Annotated in this window: 17 protein-coding genes; 12 read left to right on the top strand and 5 right to left on the bottom strand. The window is 66.5% G+C overall.

Annotated features, from left to right (window positions below):
* Nucleotides 1–52: 52 nt before the first annotated feature.
* The 6 genes from ACFQPB_RS05960 to adk all read left to right on the top strand — a co-directional run bounded on the left by ACFQPB_RS05960 (nt 53) and on the right by adk (nt 3,921).
* Nucleotides 53–694: a MotA/TolQ/ExbB proton channel family protein gene (locus ACFQPB_RS05960; RefSeq protein WP_382200093.1), complete on the top strand. Its 642-nt coding sequence runs from the start codon at nt 53–55 to the stop codon at nt 692–694.
* Nucleotides 691–1,122, top strand: a complete 432-nt coding sequence (locus tag ACFQPB_RS05955) for an ExbD/TolR family protein (RefSeq protein ID WP_382220592.1) — start codon at nt 691–693, stop codon at nt 1,120–1,122. The genes ACFQPB_RS05960 and ACFQPB_RS05955 overlap by 4 nt, the downstream gene beginning before the upstream one ends.
* A gap of 13 nt (nt 1,123–1,135) precedes the next feature.
* Nucleotides 1,136–2,182: a tetraacyldisaccharide 4'-kinase gene (lpxK, locus tag ACFQPB_RS05950; protein WP_382220589.1), complete on the top strand. Its 1,047-nt coding sequence runs from the start codon at nt 1,136–1,138 to the stop codon at nt 2,180–2,182.
* Nucleotides 2,163–2,345 carry a Trm112 family protein gene (locus tag ACFQPB_RS05945; protein WP_382220586.1) on the top strand — a complete coding sequence of 61 codons (183 nt, stop codon included), beginning with the start codon at nt 2,163–2,165 and terminating at the stop codon, nt 2,343–2,345. Before lpxK ends, ACFQPB_RS05945 begins: the two co-directional genes overlap by 20 nt.
* On the top strand, nt 2,342–3,115 hold the full coding sequence (kdsB, locus tag ACFQPB_RS05940; RefSeq protein WP_382220583.1) for a 3-deoxy-manno-octulosonate cytidylyltransferase: 774 nt from the start codon (nt 2,342–2,344) through the stop codon (nt 3,113–3,115). Before ACFQPB_RS05945 ends, kdsB begins: the two co-directional genes overlap by 4 nt.
* 149 nt (nt 3,116–3,264) lie before the next feature.
* Complete coding sequence (gene adk, locus ACFQPB_RS05935) at nt 3,265–3,921, top strand: adenylate kinase (RefSeq protein WP_382220581.1); 657 nt, start codon at nt 3,265–3,267, stop codon at nt 3,919–3,921.
* 43 nt (nt 3,922–3,964) lie between these two features.
* Here adk and ACFQPB_RS05930 read toward each other — a convergent pair whose 3' ends face one another.
* From ACFQPB_RS05930 to ACFQPB_RS05915, 4 genes are all read right to left on the bottom strand, one after another.
* The gene (locus ACFQPB_RS05930) at nt 3,965–4,462 is read right to left on the bottom strand and encodes a DUF6152 family protein (protein WP_382220578.1); all 498 of its coding nucleotides are present in this window, start codon (nt 4,460–4,462) and stop codon (nt 3,965–3,967) included.
* A complete protein-coding gene (locus tag ACFQPB_RS05925; protein ID WP_382220576.1) occupies nt 4,459–4,878 on the bottom strand; it encodes a hypothetical protein in 420 nt (139 codons plus the stop codon). Before ACFQPB_RS05925 ends, ACFQPB_RS05930 begins: the two co-directional genes overlap by 4 nt.
* A gap of 3 nt (nt 4,879–4,881) precedes the next feature.
* Nucleotides 4,882–5,898, bottom strand: a complete 1,017-nt coding sequence (locus tag ACFQPB_RS05920) for an asparaginase (RefSeq protein ID WP_382220574.1) — start codon at nt 5,896–5,898, stop codon at nt 4,882–4,884.
* A gap of 77 nt (nt 5,899–5,975) precedes the next feature.
* Nucleotides 5,976–6,779, bottom strand: coding sequence for a substrate-binding periplasmic protein (locus tag ACFQPB_RS05915; protein ID WP_382220571.1), 804 nt, complete (start codon nt 6,777–6,779; stop codon nt 5,976–5,978).
* A 128-nt stretch (nt 6,780–6,907) separates the two neighbouring features.
* On the opposite strand from ACFQPB_RS05915, the gene ACFQPB_RS05910 reads away from it, so the two are divergent.
* Nucleotides 6,908–7,501 (top strand): IMPACT family protein, encoded by a 594-nt coding sequence (locus tag ACFQPB_RS05910; protein WP_382220569.1) that lies wholly within the window; start codon nt 6,908–6,910, stop codon nt 7,499–7,501.
* Between the two features lie 109 nt (nt 7,502–7,610).
* Complete coding sequence (locus tag ACFQPB_RS05905; protein ID WP_382220566.1) at nt 7,611–8,147, top strand: bactofilin family protein; 537 nt, start codon at nt 7,611–7,613, stop codon at nt 8,145–8,147.
* A gap of 270 nt (nt 8,148–8,417) precedes the next feature.
* On the opposite strand, the gene ACFQPB_RS05900 is transcribed toward ACFQPB_RS05905, so the two are convergent.
* On the bottom strand, nt 8,418–9,581 hold the full coding sequence (locus ACFQPB_RS05900; protein WP_382220563.1) for an acyl-CoA dehydrogenase family protein: 1,164 nt from the start codon (nt 9,579–9,581) through the stop codon (nt 8,418–8,420).
* A 102-nt stretch (nt 9,582–9,683) separates the two neighbouring features.
* Between ACFQPB_RS05900 and ACFQPB_RS05895 the strand changes: the two genes are divergently transcribed.
* The 4 genes from ACFQPB_RS05895 (at nt 9,684) to fabG (ending at nt 14,396) form a co-directional block, all read left to right on the top strand.
* Nucleotides 9,684–10,070, top strand: a complete 387-nt coding sequence (locus ACFQPB_RS05895) for a DUF488 domain-containing protein (RefSeq protein WP_382220561.1) — start codon at nt 9,684–9,686, stop codon at nt 10,068–10,070.
* Between the two features lie 206 nt (nt 10,071–10,276).
* On the top strand, nt 10,277–11,482 hold the full coding sequence (locus ACFQPB_RS05890; protein ID WP_382220558.1) for an acetyl-CoA C-acetyltransferase: 1,206 nt from the start codon (nt 10,277–10,279) through the stop codon (nt 11,480–11,482).
* Between the two features lie 20 nt (nt 11,483–11,502).
* Nucleotides 11,503–13,650, top strand: a complete 2,148-nt coding sequence (locus tag ACFQPB_RS05885) for a 3-hydroxyacyl-CoA dehydrogenase NAD-binding domain-containing protein (RefSeq protein ID WP_382220555.1) — start codon at nt 11,503–11,505, stop codon at nt 13,648–13,650.
* A gap of 2 nt (nt 13,651–13,652) precedes the next feature.
* A complete protein-coding gene (gene fabG / locus ACFQPB_RS05880; RefSeq protein WP_382220552.1) occupies nt 13,653–14,396 on the top strand; it encodes a 3-oxoacyl-ACP reductase FabG in 744 nt (247 codons plus the stop codon).
* Nucleotides 14,397–14,450 lie beyond the last annotated feature (54 nt).

Genomic DNA, 14,450 nt, shown 5'->3' with positions numbered 1-14,450 from the left:
GTGGGCCATAATCGCTGACATTCCTGCTTGCCCGCACTCTCTGGAGCCCGCATTGCTGAACATCATACAAGCCGCCGGCTGGCCCATCTGGCCCTTGATCGCCTGCTCCGTGTTGGGCCTGGCACTGGTCATTGAACGGTTCCTCTCGCTCAAAACCGCCAAGATCGCACCCGCCAAATTGCTGGACGAAGCCATCATGGTGTCGCGCAACGGCCTGCCGGGCGCCGAGGTGGTGAACCAGCTGGAACAGAACTCGCTGTTGGGCGAGGTGTTGGCCAGCGGCTTTCGCGCCATGCAGGGCAACCCGCGCCTGAGCGAAGACGACCTGCGCGCCTTCGTGGAAAGCGCCGGTCGCCAGGCCGCTGCCAAGTTGCAGCGCTATCTCGGGGCATTGGCCACCATCGCGTCGGCCGCGCCGCTGCTGGGTTTGCTGGGCACGGTGATCGGCATGATCGAGATTTTCGGCTCGCAGGGGGCAGATGGTGGCCTGGTGCCCGGCGGTGGCAACCCCGCGCAGTTGGCGCACGGCATCTCGATCGCGCTCTACAACACCGCCTTCGGCCTCATCGTGGCCATCCCGGCGCTGATCTTCTGGCGTTATTTCCGCGCCCGGGTGGACGCCTACCTGCTGCAGTTCGAACTGTCGGCCGAAGCCCTGGTGCGGCACCTGCTGGGGCTGCGGAGGTCGGCATGAACTTCCGCCCCCAGAACCGCCACGGCAGCGATGAGCCCGAGATCAACCTGATCCCTTTCATCGACGTGCTGCTGGTGGTGCTGATTTTTCTGATGCTGACCACAACCTACAGCAAGTTCACCGAGTTGCAGGTGCGCTTGCCCGTGGCCGACGCCGAAACACCACGCCAGCAACCGCGCGAGATTGTGGTGGCCGTGGGGCGCGATGGCCGCTACGCGGTGGACCGCCAAGGGCTGGAGAACGGCAGCGTCGAATCCCTGGCCTCGGCCCTGGCCACGGCGGCCAATGGGCGCAACGACACCGTGGTCATCGTCAGCGCCGACGCGGCCGCCAGCCACCAGTCGGTCATCAATGTGATGGATGCCGCGCGGCGCAGCGGCCTGGCGCAAATCACCTTCGCCACCCAGGGCACGGCCGCCGGCCGCTGAAGCCCCCGGTCACGTGAGCGCCGCCACCGAAAGCGCGTTGCGCCAAGCCTGGCTGGCGCGTGGCCCATTGGCCCGGTGGCTGTATCTGCCCAGCCTGCTCTACCGCAGCTTGGTGGCCGTTCGCCGGTGGCTGTACGCCACGGGCTGGAAGCAGGCCACCCGCCTGCCGGTGTCCGTGGTGGTGGTGGGCAACGTGGTGGTGGGGGGCGCGGGCAAAACGCCCACCACCATCGCCACCGTGCGCCATCTGATCGCCCAAGGTTGGCACCCCGGCGTGGTGTCGCGTGGCCATGGGCGGCACGGCACCCAGGCCATGGCCGTGCGCCCGGACAGCCAGGCCAGCGCCTGTGGCGACGAGCCGCTGCTGATCCAGCGCGCGACCGGCGTGCCGGTGTTCGTGGACCGGCATCGGGCCAAAGCCGCCCAGGCCTTGCTGCTGGCACACCCTACGGTCGATGTGATCGTCTGCGACGACGGTTTGCAGCACCTCGCCCTGGCGCGCGACCTGGAGATCGTGGTGTTTGACGACCGGGGCGTGGGCAACGGCTGGTGCCTGCCGGCCGGCCTGTTGCGTGAACCTTGGCCGCCCCAGACCGACGTGCCAGCCCTGGTGCTGCACCAACAGCGACACCCCGCCGCGCCCTTTTGCCCGGGTTTTGTGGCCCGACGTGCGCTGTCCAGCGACGCGGTGGACACATCCGGTGCCGGCACCCCACTGGCGGATCTCGCCGCCCGCCAGGCGCCCGTGGTCGCGCTTGCCGGCATCGCACGGCCGGAGGTGTTTTTCGACATGCTCACCGAGGCCGGCCTGCAACTGGCCGATACATGGCCCCTGCCCGACCACGCAGACCTCGCCACCCTGTGGCCCACGCTGCAAGTGCAGTGCCCAACGGGCGCCACCGTGTTGTGCACCGAAAAAGACGCCGTCAAACTGTGGCCCCTGCTGGACAGGACAGCACCGCGTGTGCTGGCCGTGCCGCTGGTACTGACCCCGGAGCCGGCGTTTTTTGACGCTTTGGACGCCCAGCTATCATCCCGCCATGGACCCCAAACTCCTTGAACTGCTGGTGTGCCCCGTGACCAAGGGCCCACTTACCTTCGACCGCGACCAACAGGAGCTGGTCTCGCGCAGTGCGCGCCTGGCCTACCCGGTGCGCGACGGCATTCCTATCCTGCTGGAAAACGAAGCCCGCACCCTGACCGACGAGGAGCTGGCGGCGTGAGTTTCACGGTGCTGATCCCGGCCCGCCTGGCCTCCACCCGCCTGCCCAACAAACCGCTGGCCGATATCGCCGGCCTGCCCATGGTGGTGCACGTGGCGTGGCGCGCGGCGCGCTCGCAGGCCAGCCAGGTGGTGGTGGCCACCGACAGCCAAGCCGTGCTCGACGCCTGCACCCAACATGGCGTGCGTGCACTCATCACCCGCGCCGACCACCCCAGCGGCAGCGACCGCCTGGCCGAGGCTTGCGATCTGCTGGGTCTGCCGGACGACGCCACCGTGGTCAATGTGCAGGGTGACGAGCCGCTGATGGACCCGGCCTTGATCGACGCCGTGGCCGCCGCCCTGACCCAGCGCGCCGACTGTGTGATGTCCACCGCCGCCCATGCCCTGCACAGCACGGCCGACTTCACCAACCCCAACGTGGTGAAGGTGGTGCTCGACCGCCTGGGCACCGCCTTGTACTTCAGCCGCGCACCCCTGCCCTGGTGGCGCGACGGCATGACCAGCGCCTGGACGGGCGGCGTGGCAACCCTGCCCTCGCCAGCCCCCTTGCGCCACGTGGGCACCTACGGCTACCGCGCGGGTTTTCTGCGCCAGTTTCCCCGGCTGGAGCCTGCCCCCATCGAACAGCTGGAGTCGCTGGAACAATTGCGCGTGTTGTGGCATGGCCACCGCATCGCCGTGCATGTGAGCGACACCGTGCCCGGCCCCGGCGTGGACACGCCCGAGGATCTGGAACGTGTGCGCCAGCTGATCGGCCCCCGCGCCTGATGCCGGCCTACCCCACCCGGGCGCTGTAAGCGGCCCGCAGGCAAGCCCATGCTATCCTCGAAAAGTTGACCTTTCGGAAGCTTTTCCGAGGGATTCAGGCCGGCTGGAGACGCCTGCCGCGATTTTTGAAACTTGCACAAAGGAACGCGATGAGACTGATACTGCTGGGAGCACCGGGCGCGGGCAAAGGCACACAAGCCACTTTCATCTGCCAGAAGTACGGCATCCCCCAGATTTCCACCGGCGACATGCTGCGCGCCGCCGTCAAGGCCGGCACGCCACTGGGCCTGCAAGCCAAAGCCGTGATGGACTCGGGCGCCCTGGTGAGCGACGACATCATCATCGGCCTGGTCAAGGAACGCATCGCCCAGCCCGACTGCGCCCAGGGTTTCCTTTTCGACGGTTTCCCCCGCACCATTCCCCAGGCCGACGCCATGAAGGACGCCGGCGTCAAGCTCGACTACGTGCTCGAAATCGATGTGCCTTTCGACGCCATCATCGAGCGCATGAGCGGCCGCCGTTCACACCCCGCATCGGGCCGCACCTACCACGTCAAGTTCAACCCGCCCAAGGTGGCCGGCCAGGACGACGTGACCGGCGAGCCGCTGATCCAGCGCGACGACGACAAGGAAGAAACGGTCAAGAAGCGCCTGGAGGTCTATGACGCCCAAACCCGCCCCTTGGTGGATTACTACAGCCAGTGGGCCGCCAAGGATGGGACGAGCGCGCCGAAGTACCGCAAGATCAGCGGCACCGGCTCGGTGGAAGACATCACGGCGCGCGCCTTCGAGGCCCTGGCACGCTGAGGCTGTCTCACCGCCAAACAAACCGGCCCCGCGCCGGTTTTTTTTACGCCGGACTGGAGCGCATGCCGTAGGTCTTGCCGTTCAAGAAGAGGTACTCGGCGCGCAACACCGGATCGCCTCTTTCGCCCGTGAAGGTGAAGCCGACCAACGCCAGCTCGGTGCCCACCCCCATTTCAGGCACCTGCCACTGCCCCACTCGGGACAGGGGCGCCAGCTCGATTTCCCACCGACGGTCACGGCGGGTGGGCAACACCGTCTTGGCCAGCAGGCCCCGGCCATCCACCTGGGCAGACTGCGCGGGCACCGGACGTTGCGCCAGGTCGGTGGGCAGCGCCAGCGGGGTTTGGAGTTCCAGCATCAGTTCCACATGGGGGTTGCGCCACTTGACTTCGACCGCGCGCCCGGCCAGGTAAATCGGGCGCTCCTGATCGAAGCTGCTCCAGCCGTGGTGCGCCCACGCCACGGGCACGCTGCCCACCAACCCCAGCGCACCGGTGGTGCGCAACACGTCGCGTCTGAGCATGAGGTTCTCCTTCGTCATGTGTAGCCAATCCAGCGGCCACAGGTCAACACCAGCAGCCAGATCAGGGTGGACAGCACCATCAGCGCGCGGGCCGTGCCGTCCAGCTTCTGCAGCGATCCGCGACCGTGGAACCAGGCGGCGTTGCAAGCGGCCAGCGTGATCAACAGCATCTTGGCTGTGAACACACGGTTGGCCAACAGTTCCCCGGGCATGGTGCCAAACATGGTGAGGCCCGATGCGGCCGCCAGCACAAAGCCCACACCGGCCAAGGTCAAACTCAGGCGCGCCAGTGGCTCGGCGGGCAAAGTCGCGCCCAGACCGAACACGCGCAACTCCAGCAGCACGAGGTTGCCCAGCAACAGGGCAATGCCCACGATATGGAGCACTTCCAGCATCGGGTAGGCCCAGGGGTGGGCGGCAAGGCTGGCCAACATGCCTCAGCCCATCAGGTCGAGCACGAGGCTCAGGCGGGCCTTGACCGGCGACAAGCCCCCGGTGTCGGGCCAGGCGTCGTGGGGGCCGGGCACCACCTGCCCGTAGGCACAGCGGGTGCCTCGCCGCACCACCACACCGGCGGCCTGCGCCTGCACCAGCGCATCCTGCAGGTCGGTGTGCAGTGTGCCGTTGCCGGTGCCGGCCACCACCAGTCCCCGCAAGGGGGCGCCGGTGTCCGACGCGGCCAGCAGCGCACGTACCAACGCGCCGTCGGCCCCGGCATGGCTGGTGACCAACTCGACGCGGGGCCAGGCTCCGCTGGCGAGCAATGGTGCCAGCGCACGGCTGGGCGCGGCGGGCTCGGGCCAGGCTTGCCACACGCGCAGGCGCCCTTCCTCCACACAGCCCAGCGGGCCGGCGTCGCCCGAGTCGAAGGCGTCCAGCCGGTAGGTGTGCACCTTTTGCACGTAGCGGGCCTGGTGCACCTGACCGGCACACACCGCCACCACGCCACGCGCGCCGGGCGCCACGGCCACACACAAGGCGTCCATCAGGTTCTGCGGGCCGTCGGGCACCAGCGCCGTGGCGGGGCGCATGGCGCAAGCCAGCACCACCGGTTTGGCGGGCGACAGCACCGCCTGCAGCAGCCACGCGGTTTCCTCCAGCGTGTCGGTGCCGTGGGTGACCACCACCCCGGCCACCTCGGGTCGGGCCAGGTGGTGGGCCACACGTTCCAGCAGGGCACGCCACACCGCAGGCCCCATGTCTTTGCTGTCAACCTGCGCCACCTGTTCGGCTTCCAAGCCCCGCCCAGCCAGTGCGGGCAAGCGCCCCGCCATGTCGGACACGCCCGCCAACAAATCGGCCACGCTCACCTCACCGGCGGTGTAGCCCACGTTGTCACCCGCCGCCCGGGCGCGCCCGGCGATGGTGCCGCCGGTGCCCAACACCACCAGCCGCTGCGCGGGCACATGGCGGGCCGTCGGTTCGAGGGAGGCAGATGGGGTGGGGATGGGCATGTGGTCTCCGGCAATTGGCGGCGCCACCGTGGCCCGCCCGAGGCCGCACTGTAAAACACACGCACCGTGTGGCGCCGTCAACGCCCGCCACACCCCCGTGCGAAGGTGATGCCGTGGGTGATGGTTTGGTAGCGGCCGCTGGCCTTGAGCTGGCGCAGGGCGTCCGAGGTGCGTTCGGCCAGTTCGCGCCCACGTTCGGTCGGGGCAAAGGCAACGTAAACGTCCTGACGCGACACCGGGGCCATGCCGTCGTATTGCACAGCAGCACCCAAACCCAGCGCCTGCGCGGCCTTGATGCCGGTCTTCTCGTCGAGCACAAACGCATCAATGCGGCCGGCTGCCAACTTGCGCAGGTTGAGTTCGTCGGAAGCGGCGACCTCCAGCGTGAATCCGGTGGCGGCCATGACCTCGCGCGAATACGGGTAACCGTGGGTGATGCCCACCACCTTGCCACGCAAATCGGCCAGGCTGCGCAACATAGGCGTTCCCCGGGCAGTGAACACAAAGTCCTCTTTGCAGTCGATGGATTCGGAGGTCCGCACCATGGCTTGGTGGGTCTCAAACAAGCTGTCGAGTGCCGGGAACACCGCATCGTGCTTCGAAGTCATCAGACCGCGCAGCGCACGCGGCGGTGGCATGACCTCGATGTGAAAGTGCTGGAAACCCGCGGTGGCAGCCACCTCGCGCATCAGCTCGACAAACAAACCCTCTCGGGCATTCTCCACATGAACGGGGATCGGGTAGGTGGCGAATTCGATGCGCGGCCCCCTCACCGGTGACACACCTTCCACTGGCGAGCCCGCCCAACCGCTGCCGGCCAGCAGCCAGGCCAGCAACCCAACGCCCACACGTCCCACCTTGGTGGGTGTTGGAACTCTCATGGCACTCCCTGAACAACGTGGTGAGGCGGCCCGCAATGCCCGCCCCGCACCTGCCTGCACGATACCAAGCCGCCACAGGCTTGGCAACGGCGCAGGGTGATTCAACCAGGTCGTACACTCGGCGCCCCATGGCACAGACATTGGCCTCCGCCGTTCACCACGAGCTTGTCATCAAGAAGAGCCGGTTCATTGCCTGCGTGCAGCCGATGGATGACCGCACGGGCGCGCAGGCCGCTGTGGCAGCGCTGCGTTCGCAACACCCAGGCGCGGCCCACGTGTGCTGGGCCCTGCTGGCGGGCGGCCAGTCGGCGGCGGTGGACGACGGCGAGCCCAGCGGCACGGCCGGGCGCCCCATGCTGGAGGTGCTGCGTCACCAGGATTTGGAAGGTGTGCTGGCCACGGTGGTGCGCTACTTTGGTGGCGTCAAGCTGGGTGCCGGGGGTTTGGTGCGCGCTTACACCGACGCCGTGGCGCAGGCGCTGCTGGGCGCCCACAAGCTGCCGCTGCAACGCATGCGAACCCTGGCCTGTTGTGTGCCCTACGCGCTCGAAGGCCTGGTGCGGCGCGAGCTGGACGCGGCCGGCGCGGGCCTGCTGGCCGTCGAACATGCGGCGATCGTGACGCTGCACTTCAAACTGCCAGAAGTCGCTGCGGCGGCGCTGCAACACCGCCTCAACGAGGCAGGGCAAGGGCACCTGGCCTGGCTGCGCACACCCGAGTGAGCACACCCGCGAGACCATTGCTTACGCGTCTTGCCGCCGTGCATCACATGTAAGTGAGTGGCACGCCTAGCATGAAGGCCTCCCTATTCCGACACAGGACCCCTTCCCCATGGCATTGCAATCCCCTTTCTTCGGCAAACGCGAAACGGAAACGCCTGCGGCTCGCACCATCCCCCCGACACAGGCCGGACGCATCGGCCCCCTGACCGCAACACCACCCACGCCCGCAACCACTGTGGCGCCGCCTGAGACACCCGCGGCTGTACCCACCAAAGACAAAGACGCACGGCCCGGCGCCGACAGTCTGCTCAAGGTCGGCCCGCTGATCCACCTCAAAGGGGTGGAAATCACCGATTGCGACACCTTGTTTGTGGAAGGCACGGTGGAAGCCACCATGGACTCGCGTGTGATGGAGATCGCACCGCCCGGGCGCTTCAAAGGCGCGGCCGAGATCGACATCGCCGAAATCCACGGCCATTTCGAAGGCACGCTCACGGTGCGCGATCGGCTTGTGATCCACCCCACAGGCCGCGTCACCGGCACGGTGCGTTACGGCAAGATCAGCATCGCCGAAGGCGGACAACTCAGTGGTGACGTGGGCTTGCTCGCAACACCCAGCAGCCGCGCAGCCAGCACCGCAACTTGAAACGATTGCTTACCCGGTTTGCGCAAGCGCCGCGCACGTAACAGGGCCACCCCCCTAGCATGAAACCCTCGCAACCACACTGCCCCACCAGGCAGAAACGCCATGCAACACCCGTCCACCTACGCTGGCCCACGCTTCACGACACAACGCGCGCGACGCGCCATTTCGCCGATCAACGCGGCCCAGCGTGCAGGCTATGGACTCGATGCTGTGCCGGCGGCTCCGCCCACGGCACCCCCCGCCAAAACGGTTGGGGCACAACCCCAGGGCTCAACGACCACCCAGACCCATTGAGCGGGTGATCACCTCTTTCATGATCTCGTTGGTACCGCCGTAAATGCGCTGCACGCGCGCGTCGGCATAGGCCCGCGTGATGGGGTACTCCCACATGTAGCCGTAGCCGCCGTGCAGTTGCACGCATTCGTCCATGACCTTGCATTGCAGGTCCGAGCACCAGTACTTGGCCATGCTGGCTGTGGCGGTATCGAGCTGCTCGACCGCCACCAACTCGCAGCACTTGTCCACAAACACCCGCGCCACCTGCACCTCGGTCTGCAACTCGGCCAGGGTGTAGCGGGTGTTCTGGTACGCGGCCACCGGCTGGCCAAACACCTTGCGGTCCTTCACATAGGTCACGGTCCAGTCGATGGCGGCCTGCGCAGCGGCCACCGCACCAATCGCAATTTGCAGGCGCTCCCAGGGCAATTGCTCCATCAGGCAGATGAAACCCTTGCCTTCAAAGGCCGCGCCGCCCAGCAGGTTCTCGGCCGGCACCTTCACGTTGTCGAAAAACAGTTCCGACGTGTCCTGCGCCTTCATGCCCAGCTTCTTGAGGCGCTTGCCCTTCTCAAAGCCCGGCATGCCCCGCTCGATGAGGAAAAGACTCGTGCCCTTGGCGCCGGCTGCCGGATCGGTCTTGGCGACCACGATCACCAGATCGGCGTGCCAGCCGTTGGTGATGAAGGTCTTGCTGCCGTTGAGCAGATAGCTGCCATCGGGCTGCTTGATGGCCGTGGTTTTCACACCCTGCAGGTCGCTGCCGGCGGCCGGCTCACTCATGGCGATGGCGCCCACCATCTCGCCACTGGCGAGTTGCGGCAGGTACTTCTGCTTCTGAGCTTCGGTGCCGTAGTGCAGGATGTAGGGTGCCACGATCTCGCTGTGCAACCCAAAGCCAATGCCGCTGAAGCCACCGGCACTCAACACCTCCATCTGCGCCACCGAGTACAGCTTGTCGGCATCGGCACCGCCGTAGGCTTCGGGCAGGGTCATGCACAAGAAGCCGTTCTGCCCCGCCTTGCGCCACACCTCGCGGTCCACGTAGCCCTGCTCCTCCCAGGCCTCGTGGTGCGGGGCGATCTCCTTGTCGCAAAAGCGCTGGAAGCTGTCGCGGAAGGCCTGGTGGTCGGCGCTGAACAGGGTGCGTTCGATCATGTGGAATCTCCTGGAATCATTTTGGCAAGCAAGTGCTCTGCAAAACTATAACCGCCTGCCAGGCTTTGCGGCACACTGCGACGCAAACCCAAGGAGAACCCCATGGCTCTGCGCATCGTGCAACTGGGCAGCCCACGCCTGCCCAACGAAGGCACCCGCATCGGCACGGTGCGCCGCCCCCCACGCGGCGTGCCCAAGGCCGAATTTGCCAGCGGCAACTGGTACGACGTGTGGTACCCCAACCTCGCGCCCAGCGTGGACACCATGAAACTGGGTCAGACGGCCGACACCGAAGCGCAATGGACGGCTTTTGCCAAACGCTACCGCGCCGAGATGAAGACACCCGAGAACGCGCACAGCATTGCGCTGCTGGCCCGCTTGTCTCAAGACACCGACCTCTCGGTGGGCTGCTACTGCGACAACGCGTCGCGCTGCCACCGCTCGGTGTTGCGCGAGCTGCTGCGCGAGGCCGGGGCGGACCTCGCTTGAGGTCTCATCGCCCGCGACGCGAGGGCACACCAGTCGAACAAGGTGCCAACACCATCATGAGACCCAACAGCAGCCTCCTCATGCCTGCCCCTGCATGATGTTTTTGACTCGACGGGATGGCAGCACCGGTTGTCACAATTTATACAGAGCAATCGCTCGGCAAAACTATACTGTTGGGTCCACATCCCACACCGCCGGAGACCCCCATGACCGAAGCCTATGTGTTCGACGCCATCCGCACCCCACGCGGCAAGGGCAAAAAAGACGGCAGCCTGCACGAAGTCAAGCCCATCAACCTGCTGACGGGCGTGCTCACCGAGCTGCAACGCCGCAACGGCTTTGACACCGCACGGGTGGACGACGTGGTGATGGGCGTGGTGTCGCCCGTGGGTGAGCAGGGTTCGGTCATTGCCAAGACCGCCGCGCTCAAGGCGGGCTGGGACTGGACCTGCTCGGGCGTGCAGCTCAACCGCTTCTGCGCCTCCGGCCTGGAGGCCGTGAACATGGCCGCGCAGAAGGTGCGCAGCGGCTGGGAAGACCTGGTGGTGGCGGGCGGCGTGGAGAGCATGAGCCGCGTGCCGATTGGCTCGGACGGCGGCGCCTGGGCGCAAGACCCGGAGACCAACAGCCAGACCGACTTTGTGCCGCAGGGCATTGGCGCCGACCTCATCGCCACGCTCGAGGGCTTCACGCGCGCCGATGTGGACGCCTACGCCGCCGAATCACAACGCCGCGCCGCAGCGGCGCGCGAGGCGGGCTACTTTGCGCGCTCGGTGGTGCCGGTGAAAGACTTCCTGGGCCAGACCATTCTGGACCACGACGAGTTCATCAAACCGCGCACCACGGTGGAATCGCTGGCCGGCCTCAAGCCCGCGTTTGAACAACTCGGCGCCATGGGCTTCGATGCGGTGGCCATTGGCCGCTACCCGCAGGTGGAGCGCATCCACCACGTGCACCACGCCGGCAATTCGTCGGGCATCGTCGATGGCGCGACCGCCATGCTCATCGGCTCGGACGCCGCCGCCAAAGCGCATGGCCTCACCCCGCGCGCGCGCATCGTGGCTGCCGCCGTGTCGGGCGCCGACCCCACCATCATGCTGACCGGCCCCACACCAGCGGCGCGCAAGGCCTTGGCCAAGGCCGGGCTCACGGTGGATCAGATCGACCTGTTTGAAGTGAACGAGGCCTTTGCCGCCGTGCCCATGAAGTTCATGAAGGACATGGGCGTGCCACACGAGAAGGTCAACGTCAACGGCGGCGCCATCGCCATGGGCCACCCGCTGGGGGCCACCGGTGCCATGATTTTGGGCACCCTGATCGACGAGTTGCACCGCCGCCAACTGCGCTACGGCCTGGCCACTTTGTGTGTGGGCGGTGGCATGGGCATCGCCACGATTGTTGAACGCATCTGAACCCCAGCGGAGACACACCCATGATCACCCACACCATCCGCTACGAGCTGCAAGACGGCATCGCCACGATCACCTTTGATGAGCAAGGCTCTCCCGTCAACACCATGTGCCGGCAGTGGCAGCAAGACCTGCAGGCGGTCACCGCGCAGGTGCTGCAAGACAAAGACCAAATCGCGGGCATCGTGCTTGCATCGGCCAAGAGCAGCTTTTTTGCCGGCGCCGACCTCAAGGCCACCATGCGCCTGACGGCTGCCGATGCGCCCGCCGTGTTCAACGAAATCGAGACCATGAAACGCGCTTTCCGCGCGCTCGAAACCCTGGGCAAACCGGTGGTGAGTTGCATCAACGGCGCGGCCCTGGGCGGGGGCTGGGAGGTGGCACTCATCGGCCACCACCGCATTGCCGTCAACGACAACAAAGTCCAACTCGGTCTGCCCGAGATCACCCTGGGTCTGATGCCCGGCGCCACCGGCATCACCAAGATGGTTCGGCTGCTGGGGCTGATGGGCGCGCAGCCCTACATTTTGGAAAGCCAGTTGTTCAACCCGGCCCAAGCCCACGCGCTGGGCCTGGTACACGAGTTGGTGGACAGCCCAGACGCCCTGCGCCCCGCCGCCCTGGCCTGGATTGCCGCCCACCCCAGCGCACAGCACCCCTGGGACGACAAAGCCTACAAGCTGCCGGGCGGCACACCGGCCAATCCCAAGATAGCCGGCGCATTGACCGTGGCGCCGGCCATGCTCAAACAAAAAACGCGTGGCCTGTACCCGGCGCCCGAATACGCGTTGGCCGCCATGGCCGAAGGGGCGATGGTGGACTACGACACCGCCCTGCGCATCGAAAGCCGCTACCTCGCCAAGCTCATGACAACGCCGGTGGCGCGCAACATGATCAACACCTTCTTCTTCAACATGAACGCCATCAAGAGCGGTCAGTCGAGGCCGAAGGACGTGCCGCGCTACAAGCCGCAGAAGGTTGGCCTGCTGGGCGCGGGCATGATGGGCGCCGGCATTGCCTACGCCCAGGCCAGCCGGGGCATCGCCACGGTGCTCAAAGATGTGTCGCTTGAGAAGGCCGAGGCGGGCAAGGCCTACAGCGTCAAGGTGACACAACCGCGCGTGGACAAGGGCCGTTTGAGCCCCCACGACCAGGCCGCGCTGCTGGCACGCATCACCCCCACGGCCAACGCGGCCGATCTGGCCGGCTGCGACCTCATCATCGAAGCCGTGTTCGAAGACCGCGCGCTCAAGGCCCGGGTGACACAGGAGGCCGAGCCACAGCTGGCAGCCGGCGGCTTCTTCGCCAGCAACACCTCCACCCTGCCCATCAGCGGTCTGGCCACGGCCAGCGCGCGGCCGGAGAAGTTCATCGGCATCCACTTCTTCAGCCCGGTGGACAAGATGAAGCTGGTGGAAATCATCCGCGGTGCCACAACCGACGACGAGACCGTGGCGCGTGCGTTTGACTACGTGCAGGCGCTGGGCAAGATCCCCATCGTTGTGAACGACGCGCGCGGCTTCTACACCAGCCGCACCTTCGGCACTTTCGTGATGGAAGGCGCGGCCATGCTGGGCGAAGGCATCCCTGCTGCGGTCATCGAAAACGCGGGGATCCAGGCCGGCATGCCGGTGGGCCCGCTGGCGGTGCTGGACGAAACCGCGCTGTCATTGAGCGTGCACGTGCTCGACCAGACCCGCGCCGACTTTGCCGCCGCAGGCAAAACCTACACCGCCACGCCGGGCGAGCTGCTGGTGGAAACCATGGTGAAGGAGCTGCACCGCAAGGGCCGCGCGGCCGGCGGTGGTTTTTACGACTACCCGGCCGGGCAGAAAAAAACGCTGTGGCCGGAACTGAAAACCCGGTTCGAAAAGCCCGGCGCCACCTGGGACATGTTGACCCTGAAGGACCGCCTGCTCTACCGCCAGGCGGTGGAAACCGCGCGCTGCCTGACCGAAGGCGTGCTCACCACCGTGCACGACGCCAACATCGGCTCCATCTTCGGCATCGGCTTCCCGGCCTGGACCGGTGGCGCCATGCAGTTCATCTACGGCACCGGCATCGACGCGTTTGAAAAACGCTGCGCCGAGCTGGCCGCACAATGCGGCCCGGGCTTTGTCCTGACCGATGCCGTCAAAGCCACCCTCCGACAACACCAACCCCGTTACTGAACATGCCCCGTCTGCAAGGAAAAGTCTCTCTCATCACCGGTGCCGCCCAAGGCATTGGCCTGGCCACCGCGCTCAAGTTTGCCCAGGAAGGCGCCACCGTTGTCGTCTGCGACATCCAACAGGCCGGCGTGGACGCGGCCGTGGCCCAGTGCCAGGCGGTGGGGGCCACCGCCGTGGGCTTTGTGCTGGACGTGACCCAGCGCGAGATGGTGGACGCCGTGGTGGCCCAGGTGAAAGACCGCTTTGGCCGCATCGACGTGCTGGTCAACAACGCCGGCATCACACAAGACGCGCGGCTGCAGAAGATGACGCTGGAGCAGTTCGACCGCGTGATCGACGTCAACCTGCGCGGCGTTTTCCACTGCACGCAGGCCGTTGCAGACACCATGGTGGCCCAGGGCAGTGGCGTCATCCTCAACGCCAGCTCGGTGGTGGGCATCTACGGCAACTTTGGCCAGACCAACTACGCAGCCACCAAGTTCGGTGTCATTGGCTTCACCAAGACCTGGAGCCGCGAGCTGGGCCCCAAGGGCGTACGCGTGAATGCCGTGGCACCCGGTTTTGTGGAGACACCCATCCTGTCCACCATCCCCGACAAAGTGCTCGACGAGATGCGCGCCCACGTGCCCCTCAAGCGCCTGGGCAAACCCGAGGAAATCGCCAACGCCTACGCCTTTCTGGCCAGCGACGAGGCCAGCTACGTCAACGGTGCGGTGTTGGAGGTGTCGGGCGGCATGACGGTGTAATGCAAATGTAAACTTGCGGAAACATATTGCTGCAGCCCCCCCCCGCAGCCACAC

The sequence above is a fragment of the Hydrogenophaga atypica genome, assembly GCF_042665215.1.
GTDB classification, from domain to species: Bacteria; Pseudomonadota; Gammaproteobacteria; order Burkholderiales; family Burkholderiaceae_C; genus Hydrogenophaga; species Hydrogenophaga defluvii_A.
This window is presented reverse-complemented; position numbering and strand designations above follow the sequence as displayed.